Here is a 14,966-nt window from a genome sequence, read left to right as displayed (position 1 = left end):
CGACGCCGAAGTTCGCAAAGTCCCACCTCCCGGTAACCGGCCGGGTGGCGCACTATGGTCGTACTTCTCATCAGGAGGCACCGTGGAACAGGAACTGCCCGGCGGTGCGAGGCTGATCGTGGGAGTGGACGAATCCCCGGCCTCGCGCTGGGCGCTGGCCTGGGCCATCGGGGCGGCCAGGCTGCACCGGATGGCCCTGGTCGCCGTGCACGTCAGTCGCGCGCCGGTCCATCCCTTCCCCGAGGCGCTGCCCGTGCAGCATGCGGTGCGGGCGGGCGAGGAGGCCCGCTGCGCCGAGGTGATCACGGCGGCGTTCGAGGACGTGGCGGGCGGGGTGCCCGACGACCTCACGACGGCCGCCATCGGCCGGGTCGGCGACCCCGGCTACCATCTCGTCGATCTCGCCGGCGAGGGCGACCTGCTGGTGCTCGGCCGGGGGAGACGCGGGCTGTTCAGCCGCATCTTCCTGCCCTCCACCAGCATGTACTGCGCGCGGCACGCGCGTACGACGGTGGTGATCGTGCAGCAGCCGGCCGCGCCGGACGACCCCGAGCTGTCAGGTGACCGGGGCCGGCGGTCCTGGGGCCGCCGGCATCCGTAGCGAGCGGCGCAGCAGGCGCAGGCCCTCAGGGACCAGGTCCCTGGTGATCCCGCCGTAGCCCAGCACCAGCCCGGGTTGCGGGGCGCCCTCCGCGCAGTACGCCTCCAGCCGCTCCACCGCGAGCCCCGGCGCCGGCTCGAAGGACACTCCGGGCGCGAGCCGGGCGCACAGGTGCAGCCCCGCGCTGGAGGGCACCGGCCGCAGCCGCTCGTCGGCGGCCAGCGCCTCGGCGATGGGCGCGTGGCGGGCGGCGTACTCGCGGGTCGCCTTCCTGATGTGCCGGGCCAGCAGCCCCTCGTCGATGAAGCGGGCGAGCGCCGCCTGCGCCGGCAGCTCCCCGTGCCAGTCGGACAGCTGCTTCGCGGTGCGCAGCGCGGGCGCGAGCGAGGCGGGCGCGACGAGGAAGCCGAGCCGCAGCATGGGGAGCAGCGTCTTCGAGAACGAGCCGACGTAGATGACCCGGCCCGCCCGGTCGAGGCTCTGGAGGGGCGCGAGCGGGCGCTCGCCGAAGCGGAACTCGCTGTCGTAGTCGTCCTCGATCACCACCGCGCGGCGGCGCTCGGCCCAGGCGAGCAGCGCGGCGCGGCGGGCCGGCGACATGGGCGTGCCCAGCGGGAACTGGTGGGACGGCGTCACGTACACGACGCGGGCCGCGCCGGGGATGGCCGCGACGTCGATGCCCTCGGCGTCCACCGGCACGGTCGCCACGCGCGCGCCGAGCGAGCGGAACAGCAGGCGGGCCGGCCAGTAGCCGGGCTCCTCGACGGCCACGCAGGCGCCGGGCTCGATCAGCACCCGGCCGATGAGGTCGAGGGCCTGCTGGGCGCCGTTCGTGATGAGCACGTCGCCGGGCCCGGCGTGGACCGAGCGGCTGAGGCCGATGTGCCGGGAGATCGCCTCGCGCAGCGCCGGGTGCCCGGCCGGGTCCGCGTAGCCGCCGATGCCGGCGCGCAGCTCGCGGGCCACCAGGCGGCGCCAGGTCTGCATGGGGAACAGGCGGGGGTCGGGCATGCCGACGCGGAAGTCGTAACGGGCGGGCGGGACCTGCGGGGGCGGGCTGAGGTCCGCCCAGGGCGCGCGCGGGAGGATGACGCCCTTCGGCGCGGCCCTGCCGCGCACCGGCGCGGCCGAGACGAACGTGCCCGCACCCGCCCGGCCCACGAGGAAGCCGTCGGCCACCAGGCGGTCGTAGGCGAGTGCGACCGTGTTCCTGGAGATGTCCAGCCGGCGGGCCAGCTCGCGGGTCGGGGGCAGGCGCTCGCCCGAGCGCAGCCTGCCGTCGAGGATGGCGTCCATGAGCTGCCGGTACACCTGGGCGGCCAGGTTGCCGCGCCCCTCGTGAAGGGTGATGTGCACGTCCATCTTGGCCCAATCAATTGGCTGGAAATTGGAGCTTATCCTGGGACAAGCCGGGCGCGAGGATGAACTCATGACCGAACGCATGAACCTCGGATCCCTGGCCCGCGAGGCCTACCGCGGCATGGCCGGCCTGGACCGCTTCGTCGCCGCGAGCCCCCTCCCCACGTCCCTCGTCCACCTCGTCAACCTGCGGGCCAGCCAGATCAACGGCTGCGTCTACTGCGTGGACATGCACAGCGCCGACGCCAAGAAGGAAGGGGAGAGCGACGCGCGGCTGCACGCGGTCGCCGTGTGGCGGGAGGCGCCGTTCTTCACCGAGCGGGAGCGGGCCGCGCTCGCCTTCACCGAGGCCGCCACCCGGCTGTCCACCGACGACGTCACCGACGCGGTCTGGAACGAGGCCGCCGCGCACTTCAGCGAGGAGGAGCTGGCGGCGCTCGTGGTCGCGGTGGCGGCGATCAACGCCTGGAACCGGATCGGCGTCTCCACCCGCATGACTCCGGAGTCGTACCAGCCATGACCACCCTCACTCTCGCCGCCCCCACCCCCGCCGGCCGCCTTGGCTCCGGGCGGCGCGTGCTCGCCCAGGCGCAGTTCGCGAACTCCGTCGGCGACGGGGCCTACCTCGTCGCCTCCGCCTTCTACTTCGCGAAGGTCGTGGGCTTACCCCCGGCCCAGATCGGCATCGGCCTCACGGCGGGCTGGGCGGTGGGCATGGTGGCGGGGGTCCCGCTCGGGCACCTCGCCGACCGGCGCGGCCCGCGCGGCGTCGCCGTGGCGCTGGCGGTCGCGACCGCCGTCGCGGTGGCCTCGTTCGCGCTGGTCCGCTCGTTCGTGCCGTTCCTGCTGGTCACCTGCCTGTACGGCATCGCGCAGACCGGCCTGTCGGCGGCCCGCCAGGCACTGCTCGCCGGCCTGGTGCCGCCCGCCGAGCGGACCGCGGCCCGCGCGATGCTCCAGGCCACGCTGAACGGCGGGCTCGCGGCGGGGGCCGGGCTCGGCGGGATCGCGTTGTGGCTGGACACGCCCGCCGCGTACACGGCGCTCTTCGCCCTCGACGCGGCCGGCTTCCTCGTGGCCGCGGCCCTCCTGCTGCGGCTCCCCGCGCTCCGCCCGGTGAGCTCCGCCCCCTCCGGCCGGTTGACCGTGCTGCGTGACCGGCCGTACGCGCTGGTCACGCTGATCAACGCGGTGCTGCTGTTCTACATGCCGCTGCTCAGCGTCATCGTGCCGCTGTGGATCGCCGGTCGCACGTCCGCGCCGTCCTGGGTGGTGGCCGCGCTGCTCCTCGTGAACACCGGCAGCGTGCTGGCCTTCCAGGTGCGGGTGGCCCGCCGGGTGCGGACCCTGCGGGAGGCGTCCGCGTCGGTGCGCCGGGCCGGGCTGATGATGCTGGCGGCCTGCGCGGTGTTCGCGCTCAGTCCGTACGGGTGGCCGTACCTGCTGCTGGGTGCCGCTCTGCTCGTGTGGGGCGAGATGCTGCTGGCCGCCGGCGCCTGGGAGATCAGCTTCGGCCTGGCTCCCGACGACCGGCAGGGCCAGTACCAGGGTTTCTTCGGCACCGGCACCGCCGTGGCCCGCATGCTCGGCCCGGTCGCGCTCACCACGCTCGTCCTCGGCGGCGGGACGCTGGGCTGGCTCGCCCTCGGCGCGATGTTCGCGGCGGCCGGCGCCGCGATGACGCCGGCCGTCCGCTGGGCCCGCCGCTCGGCCTCGCGCTCAGCGGAACGCGCGTAGCTTCGACGCCCGCCCCCGCTCAGCGGAACGCGCGGAGCCGCAGGCTGTTGCTGACCACGAACACGCTGGAGAACGCCATGGCCGCCCCCGCGATCATCGGATTGAGCAGCCCCGCCGCCGCCAGCGGCAGCGCCGCCACGTTGTACGCGAACGCCCAGAACAGGTTGCCCTTGATGACCGCCAGCGTCCGGCGCGAGAGCCGGATCGCGTCCGGCGCCACCCGTAGGTCGCCGCGCACCAGCGTCAGGTCGGCGGCCTCGATGGCGGCGTCGGTGCCGGTGCCCATCGCCAGCCCCAGATCGGCCTGGGCCAGCGCGGCGGCGTCGTTGACCCCGTCGCCCACCATGGCCACGACCCTGCCCTCGCCCTGGAGCCGCTTGACGACGTCCACCTTCTCGGCGGGCAGCACCTCGGCGATCACCTCGTCGATGCCCACCTCGGCGGCGACCGTACGGGCTACGGCCTCGTTGTCGCCGGTCAGCAGCACCGGGGTGAGCCCCAGCGCCCTGAGCTGCGCGACCGCCTCCTTGCTGGTGGGCTTGACGACGTCCGCCACCACCAGCAGCGCCCGCGCCTTGCCGTCCCAGCCGACCGCGACGACCGTACGGCCCTTGGCCTGCTCCTCCTCCAGCTCGGCCGCGAGGTCCGCGGGCAGGTGCTGTGACCACTCGGCGAGCAGCCTTGGGCGTCCGACCAGCACCGCGTGCCCGTCCACGATCCCCTGCACGCCGAGCCCCTCGACGTTCGCGAAGTCCTCTACCTTGGCCTGCGAGGCGGCCTCGCGGGCGACGGCCTGGGCGATCGGGTGCTCGGAGGCGTTCTCCAGCGCCCCCGCCAGCCGCAGCACCTCCTCGCGGGTCTCCCCCTCGGCCAGGTGCACGGCGGTCAGCGTCATGCGGCCCTCGGTGACCGTGCCGGTCTTGTCCAGGACGACGGTGTCCACCTTGCGCGTGGACTCCAGCACCTCGGGGCCCTTGATGAGGATGCCGAGCTGCGCGCCCCGCCCGGTGCCGACCAGCAGCGCCGTCGGCGTGGCCAGGCCCAGCGCGCACGGGCAGGCGATGATGAGGACCGCCACCGCGGCCGTGAACGCCGCCCCCGCCCCGTTGCCGGTGCCGAGCCAGTAGCCCAGCGTGGCGACCGCCAGCGCGATCACCACCGGCACGAACACGCCCGAGATCCGGTCGGCCAGCCGCTGCACCTGCGCCTTGCCGGTCTGCGCCTCCTCCACCAGCCGCGCCATCTGTGCGAGCTGTGTGTCGGAGCCGACCCTGGTGGCCCGGACGATGAGCCGGCCGCCCGCGTTGACGGTCGCGCCGGTGACGCCGTCGCCCGGCTTGACCTCGACCGGCACCGACTCGCCGGTCAGCATCGAGGCGTCCACCGCCGAGGAGCCCTCCTCGACCACGCCGTCCGTGGCGATCTTCTCCCCCGGCCGCACCACGAACCGGTCGCCGGTCTGGAGCCGTTCGACCGGCACCCGGCTGCCGTCGGCCAGCTCCACGTCCTTCGCGCCGAGCTCCATCAGCGCCCGCAGCGCCGCGCCCGCCCGCCGCTTGGAGCGGGACTCGAAGTAGCGCCCGGCCAGGATGAACGCGGTCACCCCCGCCGCCGCCTCCAGGTAGATGTTGCCGGAGCCGTCGGTGCGCTCGATCGTGAACTCGAACGGGTGCGTCATCCCCGGCGTGCCCGCCGAGCCGAAGAACAGCGCCCAGAGCGACCAGCCGAGCGCCGCCAGCGTGCCCATGGAGATCAGCGTGTCCATGGTGGCCGCGCCGTGGCGCAGGTTGGTCCAGGCCGCCTTGTGGAACGGCCAGCCCGCGTACACCACGACCGGCGCCGCCAGCGTCAGCGACAGCCACTGCCAGTTCGGGAACTGCAGCGGCGGGATCATCGCCATCGCCACCACCGGGACGCTGAGCACGATCGCGGTGATCAGCCTGCGGCGCAGCTCGTCCGGCGGCTCCGCCTTCTCCTTCCCCTCCTCCTCGGCGGCGGGCGGGGCGGGGAGCGCGGCGGTGTAGCCCGCCTTCTCGACCTCCTCGACCAGCGCCCGCGGATCGAGGCCCTCCGGGAAGGTGACCTTCGCCTTCTCGGTCGCGTAGTTGACCGTCGCGGTCACGCCGTCGAGCTTGTTGAGCTTGCGCTCGATCCGGTTGGCGCAGGACGCGCAGGTCATGCCGCCGATCGTGAGCTCGACAGCCTTGCCCTCGGTCATGGAGGACATGTCACCTCTCCCTTCGTCGCGTCCGTGCCGCTAGTGGCCGTGGTCGTGGGTGGCCGAGGGCGCGTGCCCGTCGGCCAGGGTGGCGGGGACGGTGAAACTCGCCGTCCGCACCTGGTCGTCGTGCTGGAAGTCGAGGAACAGCCGGTAGTTGCCGACGCTCGGCACCTCGGCGTAGAACGTGATCTCCGGCCCGGCCTGCTCGCTCTCCTCCGGGTGCACGTGCAGGTAGGCGAGGTCGCCCGCGCGCAGCGCGACCAGATGTCCGTACGCGCCCAGGTATGGCTGGAGGTCCGTCACCGGCTTGCCGTTCTTGCTGACCGTGAGCGTGAGCTTGCTCGACCGGCCCGGCACCAGGTTCCCTGCGAGGTTCACAGTGTAGTCACCGACCGTCGCCGTACGGCTGACGTGCGGCAACGGCTGCGGCTGGTAGTCGCCCGCGGCCTGGAGGTCGGCGCCCAGCGTCAGCTTCTCGCCGCCCTCGGGGCCTTCAGGGACGAAATCGGCGAAGGCGCGGTAGGCGCCGGGGGCGGGCAGCGTGAGGCTGGTCTTCCAGGTGCCGTCCGGGGCCATCTCGGGATGGACGTGCTGGAAGCTGGTGAGGTCGCGGGAGACGACGATGAAGTGCATCTTCTTGTCGTGCTCGACCTTGTAGGCGGTCACGGGGCGCTGATCGGGGCCGGTGACGCGGAACGTCAGGTCCATCGGGCGGCCGGTGACCGGGGTGGTGAGCAGGGAGAGGGTGTAGCCGTTCTGGGACACCTGGAGCCCCCCGGGGGTATCAGTTCTGGTAGTGGTGGCGCTGTTGGTGGTGGCCTCATGACCGCCGTCCGCGCCGTCGTGCCCGCCCGTTTCCGCATGCTCCGCCACCGCTGCGGACTTCCCCTGGGTGGGGGCGTCACCGGGGCCGGTGACCCGCCCTACTCCCAGGGCCCCGCCGAACACGACGGCCAGCCCCAGGACGTAGGCGCCCAGCTTGCCGGCGGCGTTCATGACCGGCCTGCCAGTTCGTACCCGGCTTCTTCCACGGCGGCGGCGATCCTCGCCTGCTCGACGGGCTCGTCACTGCTCACCGTGAGCAGGCCGCTCTCCAGCTCGACCTCGACGGAGGTGACGCCGGCGACCTCGCCGACCTCCTCCTTCACCGAGCTGACGCAGTGGCCGCAGGTCATGCCCTTGACGGTGTAGGTGGCGGTAACGGTCATCACGGTCTCCTCAACATGGTCAAATACGTCCTCTTCGAGTTTAACACCGTACCCCCCTAGGGTATTTCGGTGCCCCACCTCTCCCCATGACGTACGGACAGAGGCGGTCCAGCGGCGGGCCGTTCGCTCACAGCGTCCCGCCCAACCACTGCGAACCTAACATACCCCCCTAGGGTATGAGCAAGCCCCCGAATCCGGACACGCGGCCCCGTCGGCACGTGAGAACCGTCACCCCTGGATATGGTGGGCTCTTGAACACGTGAAGACTCGCCGAGCACCCGCTCGCTTGAAAAGTTGCCTGAGCAGTCGTTTCGGCACCTGCCCGTATCCCTATCCATCCCCCAATCCGCACATTTCACCGCTCAATCCGCACATCTGGTCCGCGCACAACACGAGGACCGCAGCCATCCCTTGCTAGGCTGCATGTCAACCGTTGGGTCTCACCCCGGCAGGTGAGGCCGTCGAAGAAGTGGGGTCACACCGTGAAGAAGCTGCTCGTGCTTGCGCTGATCGCCCTCGGGGGGCTGCTGATCTGGCGCAAGGTGCAGGCCGACCGCGCCGAGCTCGATCTCTGGACCGAGGCGACCGGCAGCGAGAACTAACCGACCGGCGAGGCGATGAGTGACATCGTCCCCATCAAGCTGGTGTGCCTGGACCTTGCAGGCACCACGGTCGGTGACATCGCCATGGTCGAACGCGCCTTCGCCGAGGCGATCGCGACACAGGGCATAGTGCCCGGGACCGGAGCGTACGCGCGAGCCATGGTTCACGTGCACCGGTCCCGGGGCTGCCCCAAGATCGACGTCTTCCGCGGCATCTTCCCCGGCAACGAGGCCCAGGCCCAGGCGGCCAACCTGACCTTCGAGCGCTCCTACGAGGGCACCCTGGAGCGCGCGGGTCTCGAACCCATGCCCGGCGTCCTCGAAGTCCTCGACAAGCTCCGCGGCAACGACGTCAAGCTCGCCCTGATCACCGGCTTCAGCCGCACCACGCTGAGCCGCGTCCTCGGCATCCTCGGCTGGCACGACCGCATCGACCTCGCCATCAGCCCGGAAGACGCGGGAGGCCGCGGCCGCCCCTGGCCCGACATGGTCCTCCACGCCGTCCTCCGCCTCGGCATCGCCGACGTACGCAACGTGGCCGTGATCGGCGACTCGGAGAGCGACATGCTCTGCGGCCGCCGCGCCGGCGCCTCAGTCGTGGCCGGCCTCATGACCGGAGTCCACAGCCGCGAACGCCTCCTCAAGGGCGGCGCGACCCACATCCTGGACTCCATCGTCGACTTCCCCGACCTGATCCTGAGCGACAGCATGGGCGCGACGCAGGTGGCATCCTCCGCCCGGTAAGCTATCTTCGTCTCGAAGGGGCCTTAGCTCAGTTGGCAGAGCGCCTGCTTTGCAAGCAGGATGTCAGGAGTTCGAATCTCCTAGGCTCCACTCCAGGTAGAAGGCCACTTCCCATGATCGGGTAGTGGCCTTTTCGATCTTGTACAGCTGCAAAGTACAGCTACACCTCCAGTTCGGCTAGCACAGGAGCAAGCAAGCCCGCGATCATGATGCGCGTGGCATTACTCAGGTTGCTGGCGATCGGCCTTCTCAGCGGTGTCGTAGCGCTGCCGTTCTTGTGGATCCAGCGCGGCGAGAATTTCGAGCACGCACGACTCGCAGCCTTGATGGCGCTGGACGCTGGACAGGTCGTAACCGTTCCACTCGGGTTGTTGGTGGGCATCGTGCTGACCGCCACACGGTCGTGGACGCGTACACCTGGCTATGCCCTGGGTTCGATCACGATGCTGTTCGGCGTGATCGTCGCGACGCAGGCTTGGGCCACGATGAACTGGGTCGAAGGACGACCTTCCGGGGTCGGTGATCCAGACGGTGAGTTTGTCATGGCCTTCCTTGCCCTGTTCTCTGGCGTGATCACGACCTTTGTCGGCGTGCTCATCCTTCTCTTTCGATGGACTGGCTATGAGTCGCAAGCGGAACCGTCGTCGCGTGGCGGCGGCAGGAGAAGTCGTCAGCCCTTGTCACACGTTGAAGGCCACTCCCCGTGAGTCGAGGAATGGCCTAATCGATTTTCGTCAGTGCTGGGTCTCGCTAGGAGTCGAGATGATCACCAAGCTTCTTCAGAGCTCGGCGCGTCTCTGCGGACGAGACTTCGCTGTATACGTTCATGGTCACGGAGATCTGTGAGTGACGAAGGATCTGCATGGCCACGCGTGGATGAACGTCGAGGGCGACGAGCAAAGACGCGCAGGTCTTGCGGGTGGCGTGGACATGGACTCTTCGTACGTTTGCCTTGGCGCAGGCGTTCGCGAAGCTGCGCCGGAAGTTGGACGGTTCGATCGGCCGGCCACTGGCGGTGGTGAAGGCGAGGCCGGTCTCCTGCCAGTCGTCTCCCGCCGCATCCCTGGCGGCATCGCGTACCCGTTGACGGGCACGGAGGGCCGTCGTGACGATCTCGGGAAAGGGCAAAGTCGCGTCGGAGGCATCCGTCTTTGTCTGGCGGTGCAGCAGCTTGCCGGCGACTCGCTGGAGTTGCCAGCCGATCGTCATCTCGGCCTGGTCGAGGTCGACGTCCTCCCAACGCAGCCCGAGGACCTCGCCGAGCCGCAGACCCAGGACGAGCACCAGGACGTACGCCGGGTACATCGGGTCCTCCCGAGTACGGGCTGACTCCAGGAAGGTCCTGGCCTCGTCCACCGACCAGGGCTTGACCTTGCGCTTCCGAGGGACCGACATCTTGACGTTGGCCGCGACGTTGCGCGTCAGGGCTTCTTCGCGGACGGCGTTACTCAGGGCCGCCCGCAGCGTCATGTAGGCGTCGTGGACGGTCCACTCCGAGGGTTCGGACTTGCAGCACTTGCCGACCGCACAGCAGTGCTGACGGCGCTTTGGGTTGCTGTGGATTTCTGGACGAGCGGCGTCCTTGCCTTGGTCGCAGCATTGGCAGGAGCGGCGGATCTTGTTCACCCACGTCTGGACGTCCCGCACGGTCAGCTTGTCGAGCCGCTTGGAGCCGAGCGCGGGCGTGATGTAGAGCCGGGCGAACATCTCGTAGTTCGCGGCGGTCTTGGGCGCGAGGTTGGGCTCCACGACGTTGGTGAGCCAGTACGTCAGGTAGTCCGAGAGCTTCGGCGATTTGGTGACCACCGGCCCCCTGCGGGCCAGTTCGTGAAGCTTGAGCCACTTCTCGTGGGTCTCCTCGCGGGTCTTGCCGTACGCCCACTTGCGGGTTTTCTTGCCTTCTGGCGTGGTGACCCAGACGTAGCCTGCCCAGCCGTTCTTGTACGGGAAGATCGAGCCTTCGTTGTTGGCCCGGGTTCGCCGGCTCTTGCGAGGGCCGCGCTCGGGCTCGTCGGGTGTCGCTGCGGTGGTCTTGGCGGGCATCAGGCGGCCTCCTCGCAGAGCTGGGTCACGTACGCCTCCAGTGCGGCGGCGGGGATGCGGCGGCATCGGGCGCCGACGACGATCGAGCGGAGTTCGCCGGAGCGGATGAGGTTGTAGAGCGTCCAGCGGCTGACCTTCAGGACGGCCATCGCTTCCGGGACGGTGAGCAGTTCAGCGGTCATCTGGTCCCCTGAGGTGTGGCGCGTGCTGGCCGGTGATGGCCGAGGCGAGAAGTTGTTCGCCGAGGGAGAGCCCTTGTCCGGCGTAGGCCCAGTGAGCGACGACGAGAACGGTGTCCTCGTCGAAGAGTGGGAGGCGTCCGGTGGTGATCTGTTCGGCGCGCATGTGTTCTTCACGGGCGGCGCGTAGGGCGCCGAGGGTGGTGGAGTAGCGGCGGGACTTGGTGGAGAAGTGGCCGCGGAAGCCGAGCATGTGGGCCCAGTGGGTGAGCCGTAGGTCGGCCAGGCCGGGGTTTCCGCCCAGGCGCATGCAGGCGGCGATCAGCCGGCGGGCGTGCTCGCGTACCGGGAGTGCGGCCAGGTCGTCCAAGGGCTGAATGCGGCGGTCGAGGGTGCCGACGCATTCGGCGGCCTTGGTGGCGTACTTGGCGATGTAGGCGGCTACGGCTTGTTCGGTGAGGTCGCCGTCCATGGTGATGGGGCGGACGTCGAGCTGCGTGCCCCATCGGATGGTGCGGCTCAGCGGCTTGATCTCCGCTGTGACGACTGCGGCGGCGTGCTGGACGGCTTGGGCCAGGGCGTCGGCGGTCGCCCAGGGCGGTGGTGGCGAGTCGGGACCGTCGGATCCGTCGAGGCGGATGACGGCGTGGAAGTGGACGATGCCACGCCGCTGGTATTCGGCGACCTTGGCGAAGGCGATGCTGACGTGTTCGCGCAGGGCCTTGACGGTCAGGCCGTTGAGGCGGGCGAAGCGGCGGCGCAGGGCGAGGGTGAAGCGTCGCCAGAGTTCGGGGCTGATGGCGTTGAACAGGACCGAGCCGTCGTAGTCGTAGCAGTCGGGGCACAGCGGTTCGCCGAGTCGCGGGTCGGCGGCGCTGTGTCGGTCGGTGCAGGACATGGTCCGGCCGTGCGGGCAGCTATCGGCGTCGCGGCGGGCGTGGCAGGGCAGGACCTTGCCGTTCTTCTCCCGCCGGACGTGGACGGCTCCGAAGGACGGCGCGGTCAGGGTGACGAACAGGCACGGGTGTGCACTGACCGTCGGGGGGACGCCCTTGCCGCCGACGAGGCCGGCGCGGACGAGCTGGTAGGTGTCGGCGCGGTAGACCTCGGCACAGGCCGGGCACCGGGAGGCGCGGCGGGTCTTGCACGCCACGCGCAGGACGCCGTTCGGTTCGGTGCTGGTGCTGTAGCGGTGCAGGAGGTGGCCGGTGGCCTGGTCGTAGTGTTCGATCTTGCCGCGCAGGTGGATGGGCTGGCGGCAGCCGCCGGTACGGCGGATCTGGCCGGCCCAGCGGTCGTAGTCGGGTTGGTTGAGCCGGTGGATCATTCCAGCCACGGCGTGGCTGTGGGCAAGGTGGGGCAAGATGGGTTCCGTCCTATCCAGTGACGCTGGTGTGGATGGCCCCCGGCCTGGCGCGGATCTTGGCGGATGTGTGGCCAGGCGGGGGGCGCTACGGCTATGCGCCGTGGTTGTCGATGCCGGTGCCGTGGCAGTCGGCGCAGGTCTGGTCGTCGTAGAGGCCGGTGCCGTTGCAGGTGCAGCAGCGGTAGTGGATGAGGGGCGTCGTGTCCGCGGTCGTCGGCATATTGGCGTCTTGGGCATCGGGTACGACGTGATGAATGACGGTGCTTCGTGGGATCGGGACGTCGGGACGGGTTTCCAGCAGTTCGGCCAGGGCGTGTAGCCCGGCGATGAACGCGGGCCGCGAGTGAAGAGCGGACATCGACGGCGTTCCTCTCAGTGAGCTTGGACGGGTTGCAGGACGTGGAGGAGATCCGTGGCGAGTTGCTCGGAGACACCCAGGCGGGCACGGATGAGGTCTGCCGAGATCGGTTCGCCGTGCTTGGCGCGGTGCTCGTCGGCGATGCGGCGGGCGTAGTCGACGAGGGCCGGGGCTGGTGTCGGGCTGTCGTGGCGGGCCGGGACGTCGCGGGACCCTGCGGAGACGGCTGAGGACGTCTGCGCGGAGGGCGAGGACGTCTGCGGGACGTCCTGTGGTGTCTCGGCGCTGGTGGTCGTGGCGCGGCGTTCGAGCATGGAGACGGCGACGAGGAAGGCTCCGGCCGGGGTGGCGGCGGTGATCCAGCCCCAGACGGTTGGTGTGGCTTGGGCGAGGTTGGCGGCCAGGGACAGGACGATGCCGCCGGTCAGGACGAGGACGGGCCAGGAGATCGGGCCGCGCCGGGTTCGGCCGGTCTTCTTGTCGCGTTGGCGTTCGCGGGCGGCCATGACGCAGGTCAGGTCGATGCAGATGGCGATGGCCCAGGACATCCAGCCGGTCTGTCCGTGTTCGCTGGCGGTGTCGCGGATGTGGGTGAACGAGCCTGCACCCGCGATGAGTGCCAGGACGAGGACAGAGCCGGTGTCGAGGAGCCAGGCGGTGATGCGGCGCATCTCAGTTCCTCCTCGGAGTACCGGTTCAGGCGGTTTGCTGGTCGGGCGTCTCGATGGGTTGGACGGTCATCACCTCGGACCAAGGCGGCGCAAGGTGCGCGTAGGTGCGGGCGGCGTGCTCGGCGGTTTGCTCGGTGACGTAGAAGGAGCGGGCGCGGTACCACTGACCGTCCTGGCTGGCGACGATGGCGACGCCGGGTGTCTCGGCGGCGATAGTGCGAGCCGAGTCGAGCGCGGCGGGGTCGAGGTCGCCGAGGGTCATGGTGGCGGTCTCTGGATCGTTGACCCGGTGGCAGATCCGGCCCGAGCACTGCGCCCGGAGCGCGGTCACACCGGGACCGAGGTCGGAGCCGATGCGCTGGCCGCAGCAGAACAGGTAGATACCGAACGCCCGACCGAGCTGGGCGACCCGCAGCAGTGCGGTCGAGGTCTTGGCAATTTCGTCCTTCTCTGACTTGTCGGCCATCAGGTACAGCTCGGCCAGCTCGTCCACCAGGACCACGATGGGCACCGGCCGCATGGTGGGCGGGAGTTGCCAGATGTTGCGGGCGCCGGCCATCCGGCACACGCCCATCCGGTCGGTCATGAGCGCTACCAGGTCCTCCAGCAGCCCGCCGCACTCGGCGCGGGAGGTGGCCAGCGCGGACAGCCGGGCCGCGTACGGAGTGAACTCCACGCCGCCCTTGAGGTCGAAGCCGACCAGGGCGACCGGTTGCGGGGCGAGGCCGACGATGAGTGCGTTGGCCAGGTTGGACTTCCCGGACTGCGTCGCTCCGGCGTTCAGCCAGTGCGGCACGGTGCGGAAGTCGATCACCCACGGCGTGCCGGTCTCCAGACGGCCCACGGTGACCTTGAGCAGCTCGGTGGACGGTGGCAGTTCATCGATCTTGACCAAGGGGTCATGGACGGTGGCAGCCAGTCGTACCCGTCCGGGCTTGTCGGAGGAGACGCGCACGGCGTGTACGCCCCAGGAGTGCGCGAGCCGTTCGGCGACCTCGGCGTAGTCGGCGGGAATCTGTCCTTCCAGGGTGTGCAGGGTGACGCGCCAGCCGTGGCGGGTCGGCAGCGGCAGCCACATGAACGGCTTGGTGTCCACAGCGATGCGCTGCCACTTGCGCCGCACCCGGACGACGCCGGTCGAGGCGACCAGGCCGGGAACGGTGGTGAACCAGAAGCGCTGCCGCTTCTTGGTCAGTCCGCAGCCGAGGGCGACCTTGCGCCAGGTCGCCCGGATGGTGATGGCGGCGATCGGGAAGCCGATGGCGAGCCAGAAGGACGGGTAGTGGAAGCGGCGCCAGGCCCAGAGCCCGGCCGTGAGAGCGGCCAGGACTCCGAGCAGCGGGTAGAGCTGGTCAGACATCGGCGGCCTCCTGCATCGGAAGCAGGGCGGTCGCGCGGTAGGAGATGCCCCACCGGCCGGCGATCTCCCAGACGTAGCCGAGCAGGCCGACCGCGTTGACGGCGTCGCCGGCCTTGATGGGCGGCTCTCCGGTGATGCCGATCTTGACGAGCTCGATCCGGCCGAACTCGTCCTCGACGGACACGGTGACCTCGTAGACGGTGTTGCCGTTCTTGTCGGTCTTGATCTCGCCGGTGTCCTTGTTGAGCACGCGAGGGCGAGGGGCCTTCACGCAGGTGATGCTGAGCTTGCTGACGTCCACGGGGATGGGGACGGTACGCATGGCGAATACACCTCTCGTCAGCCTGTTGATCAGGCGTTTCAGGACGAGGGAGGCCGTGCCGTCAGCTCGGAGGCGATAGCATCGAAGCGCCAACTAGGGTGCTAACGCATCCGGCCTGGGCGGGTCTCCCGCTCAGGCCACTTTCATGTGTGGCCTTCTCTCCGCCTTCCGTGAGCGGACCTCCTTGATCCACCC

At 70.2% G+C, this 14,966-nt stretch carries 17 protein-coding genes and 1 tRNA gene; 7 read left to right on the top strand and 11 right to left on the bottom strand.

What is annotated here, in order from left to right; all coding sequences use genetic code 11:
- The first annotated feature begins 82 nt into the window (after window positions 1-82).
- Window positions 83-601, top strand: a complete 519-nt coding sequence (locus ACBR40_RS12785) for a universal stress protein (RefSeq protein ID WP_329588066.1) — start codon at window positions 83-85, stop codon at window positions 599-601.
- Here ACBR40_RS12785 and ACBR40_RS12780 read toward each other — a convergent pair.
- Complete coding sequence (locus ACBR40_RS12780; protein ID WP_371248787.1) at window positions 557-1,963, bottom strand: PLP-dependent aminotransferase family protein; 1,407 nt, start codon at window positions 1,961-1,963, stop codon at window positions 557-559. The genes ACBR40_RS12785 and ACBR40_RS12780 overlap by 45 nt on opposite strands.
- Window positions 1,964-2,030: 67 nt before the next feature.
- Here ACBR40_RS12780 and ACBR40_RS12775 point away from each other — a divergent pair, with 67 nt between their 5' ends.
- Window positions 2,031-2,480 (top strand): carboxymuconolactone decarboxylase family protein, encoded by a 450-nt coding sequence (locus ACBR40_RS12775; protein ID WP_364461067.1) that lies wholly within the window; start codon window positions 2,031-2,033, stop codon window positions 2,478-2,480.
- Window positions 2,477-3,697: an MFS transporter gene (locus ACBR40_RS12770; protein WP_371248786.1), complete on the top strand. Its 1,221-nt coding sequence runs from the start codon at window positions 2,477-2,479 to the stop codon at window positions 3,695-3,697. The genes ACBR40_RS12775 and ACBR40_RS12770 overlap by 4 nt, the downstream gene beginning before the upstream one ends.
- A gap of 19 nt (window positions 3,698-3,716) precedes the next feature.
- Here the strand turns inward: ACBR40_RS12770 and ACBR40_RS12765 are convergent, their stop codons facing one another.
- From ACBR40_RS12765 to ACBR40_RS12755, 3 genes are read right to left on the bottom strand one after another with little or no spacing between them, the layout of a single operon-like run.
- Window positions 3,717-5,924 (bottom strand): heavy metal translocating P-type ATPase, encoded by a 2,208-nt coding sequence (locus ACBR40_RS12765; protein ID WP_371248785.1) that lies wholly within the window; start codon window positions 5,922-5,924, stop codon window positions 3,717-3,719.
- Between the two features lie 30 nt (window positions 5,925-5,954).
- Window positions 5,955-6,914 carry a hypothetical protein gene (locus ACBR40_RS12760; RefSeq protein WP_371248784.1) on the bottom strand — a complete coding sequence of 320 codons (960 nt, stop codon included), beginning with the start codon at window positions 6,912-6,914 and terminating at the stop codon, window positions 5,955-5,957.
- On the bottom strand, window positions 6,911-7,126 hold the full coding sequence (locus tag ACBR40_RS12755; protein WP_344213956.1) for a copper ion binding protein: 216 nt from the start codon (window positions 7,124-7,126) through the stop codon (window positions 6,911-6,913). The genes ACBR40_RS12760 and ACBR40_RS12755 overlap by 4 nt, the downstream gene beginning before the upstream one ends.
- Window positions 7,127-7,608: 482 nt before the next feature.
- Between ACBR40_RS12755 and ACBR40_RS12750 the strand changes: the two genes are divergently transcribed.
- The 4 genes from ACBR40_RS12750 to ACBR40_RS12735 all read left to right on the top strand — a co-directional run bounded on the left by ACBR40_RS12750 (window position 7,609) and on the right by ACBR40_RS12735 (window position 9,179).
- A complete protein-coding gene (locus tag ACBR40_RS12750; protein WP_020542320.1) occupies window positions 7,609-7,728 on the top strand; it encodes a DLW-39 family protein in 120 nt (39 codons plus the stop codon).
- Between the two features lie 15 nt (window positions 7,729-7,743).
- Window positions 7,744-8,472 (top strand): HAD-IA family hydrolase, encoded by a 729-nt coding sequence (locus ACBR40_RS12745; RefSeq protein WP_344213959.1) that lies wholly within the window; start codon window positions 7,744-7,746, stop codon window positions 8,470-8,472.
- A gap of 17 nt (window positions 8,473-8,489) precedes the next feature.
- Window positions 8,490-8,562, top strand: a tRNA-Ala gene (locus ACBR40_RS12740).
- Between the two features lie 125 nt (window positions 8,563-8,687).
- On the top strand, window positions 8,688-9,179 hold the full coding sequence (locus ACBR40_RS12735; RefSeq protein ID WP_371248783.1) for a hypothetical protein: 492 nt from the start codon (window positions 8,688-8,690) through the stop codon (window positions 9,177-9,179).
- A gap of 43 nt (window positions 9,180-9,222) precedes the next feature.
- Here ACBR40_RS12735 and xerC read toward each other — a convergent pair whose 3' ends face one another.
- The 7 genes from xerC to ACBR40_RS12700 form a co-directional block, all read right to left on the bottom strand.
- Window positions 9,223-10,515 (bottom strand): tyrosine recombinase XerC, encoded by a 1,293-nt coding sequence (gene xerC / locus ACBR40_RS12730; protein ID WP_371248782.1) that lies wholly within the window; start codon window positions 10,513-10,515, stop codon window positions 9,223-9,225.
- Window positions 10,515-10,697 (bottom strand): helix-turn-helix transcriptional regulator, encoded by a 183-nt coding sequence (locus ACBR40_RS12725; protein ID WP_371248781.1) that lies wholly within the window; start codon window positions 10,695-10,697, stop codon window positions 10,515-10,517. Before ACBR40_RS12725 ends, xerC begins: the two co-directional genes overlap by 1 nt.
- The gene (locus ACBR40_RS12720) at window positions 10,687-12,021 is read right to left on the bottom strand and encodes a replication initiator (RefSeq protein WP_371248989.1); all 1,335 of its coding nucleotides are present in this window, start codon (window positions 12,019-12,021) and stop codon (window positions 10,687-10,689) included. Before ACBR40_RS12720 ends, ACBR40_RS12725 begins: the two co-directional genes overlap by 11 nt.
- A 130-nt stretch (window positions 12,022-12,151) precedes the next feature.
- The gene (locus ACBR40_RS12715) at window positions 12,152-12,418 is read right to left on the bottom strand and encodes a hypothetical protein (RefSeq protein WP_371248780.1); all 267 of its coding nucleotides are present in this window, start codon (window positions 12,416-12,418) and stop codon (window positions 12,152-12,154) included.
- A 14-nt stretch (window positions 12,419-12,432) separates the two neighbouring features.
- Complete coding sequence (locus ACBR40_RS12710; protein WP_371248779.1) at window positions 12,433-13,089, bottom strand: DUF2637 domain-containing protein; 657 nt, start codon at window positions 13,087-13,089, stop codon at window positions 12,433-12,435.
- A 25-nt stretch (window positions 13,090-13,114) separates the two neighbouring features.
- Window positions 13,115-14,449, bottom strand: a complete 1,335-nt coding sequence (locus ACBR40_RS12705) for an FtsK/SpoIIIE domain-containing protein (RefSeq protein ID WP_371248778.1) — start codon at window positions 14,447-14,449, stop codon at window positions 13,115-13,117.
- A complete protein-coding gene (locus ACBR40_RS12700; RefSeq protein WP_371248777.1) occupies window positions 14,442-14,771 on the bottom strand; it encodes a hypothetical protein in 330 nt (109 codons plus the stop codon). Before ACBR40_RS12700 ends, ACBR40_RS12705 begins: the two co-directional genes overlap by 8 nt.
- Between the last annotated feature and the right edge of the window lie 195 nt (window positions 14,772-14,966).

It is taken from the genome of Nonomuraea sp. AD125B (assembly GCF_041402765.1).
Taxonomy (GTDB): Bacteria; Actinomycetota; Actinomycetes; order Streptosporangiales; family Streptosporangiaceae; genus Nonomuraea; species Nonomuraea bangladeshensis.
The sequence above is the reverse complement of the archived record's forward strand: the minus strand, read 5'-3'. Positions and strand labels throughout refer to the sequence as shown.

Coding starts and splice junctions, on each gene's coding strand:
- ACBR40_RS12745 (WP_344213959.1), top strand. CDS start 7,744: ATGAGTGACATCGTCCCCATCAAGCTGGTGTGCCTGGACCTTGCAGGC.
- ACBR40_RS12720 (WP_371248989.1), bottom strand. CDS start 12,021: ATGATCCACCGGCTCAACCAACCCGACTACGACCGCTGGGCCGGCCAG.
- ACBR40_RS12705 (WP_371248778.1), bottom strand. CDS start 14,449: ATGTCTGACCAGCTCTACCCGCTGCTCGGAGTCCTGGCCGCTCTCACG.
- xerC (WP_371248782.1), bottom strand. CDS start 10,515: ATGCCCGCCAAGACCACCGCAGCGACACCCGACGAGCCCGAGCGCGGC.
- ACBR40_RS12710 (WP_371248779.1), bottom strand. CDS start 13,089: ATGCGCCGCATCACCGCCTGGCTCCTCGACACCGGCTCTGTCCTCGTC.
- ACBR40_RS12775 (WP_364461067.1), top strand. CDS start 2,031: ATGACCGAACGCATGAACCTCGGATCCCTGGCCCGCGAGGCCTACCGC.
- ACBR40_RS12725 (WP_371248781.1), bottom strand. CDS start 10,697: ATGACCGCTGAACTGCTCACCGTCCCGGAAGCGATGGCCGTCCTGAAG.
- ACBR40_RS12715 (WP_371248780.1), bottom strand. CDS start 12,418: ATGTCCGCTCTTCACTCGCGGCCCGCGTTCATCGCCGGGCTACACGCC.
- ACBR40_RS12770 (WP_371248786.1), top strand. CDS start 2,477: ATGACCACCCTCACTCTCGCCGCCCCCACCCCCGCCGGCCGCCTTGGC.
- ACBR40_RS12765 (WP_371248785.1), bottom strand. CDS start 5,924: ATGTCCTCCATGACCGAGGGCAAGGCTGTCGAGCTCACGATCGGCGGC.
- ACBR40_RS12755 (WP_344213956.1), bottom strand. CDS start 7,126: ATGACCGTTACCGCCACCTACACCGTCAAGGGCATGACCTGCGGCCAC.
- ACBR40_RS12700 (WP_371248777.1), bottom strand. CDS start 14,771: ATGCGTACCGTCCCCATCCCCGTGGACGTCAGCAAGCTCAGCATCACC.
- ACBR40_RS12780 (WP_371248787.1), bottom strand. CDS start 1,963: ATGGACGTGCACATCACCCTTCACGAGGGGCGCGGCAACCTGGCCGCC.
- ACBR40_RS12760 (WP_371248784.1), bottom strand. CDS start 6,914: ATGAACGCCGCCGGCAAGCTGGGCGCCTACGTCCTGGGGCTGGCCGTC.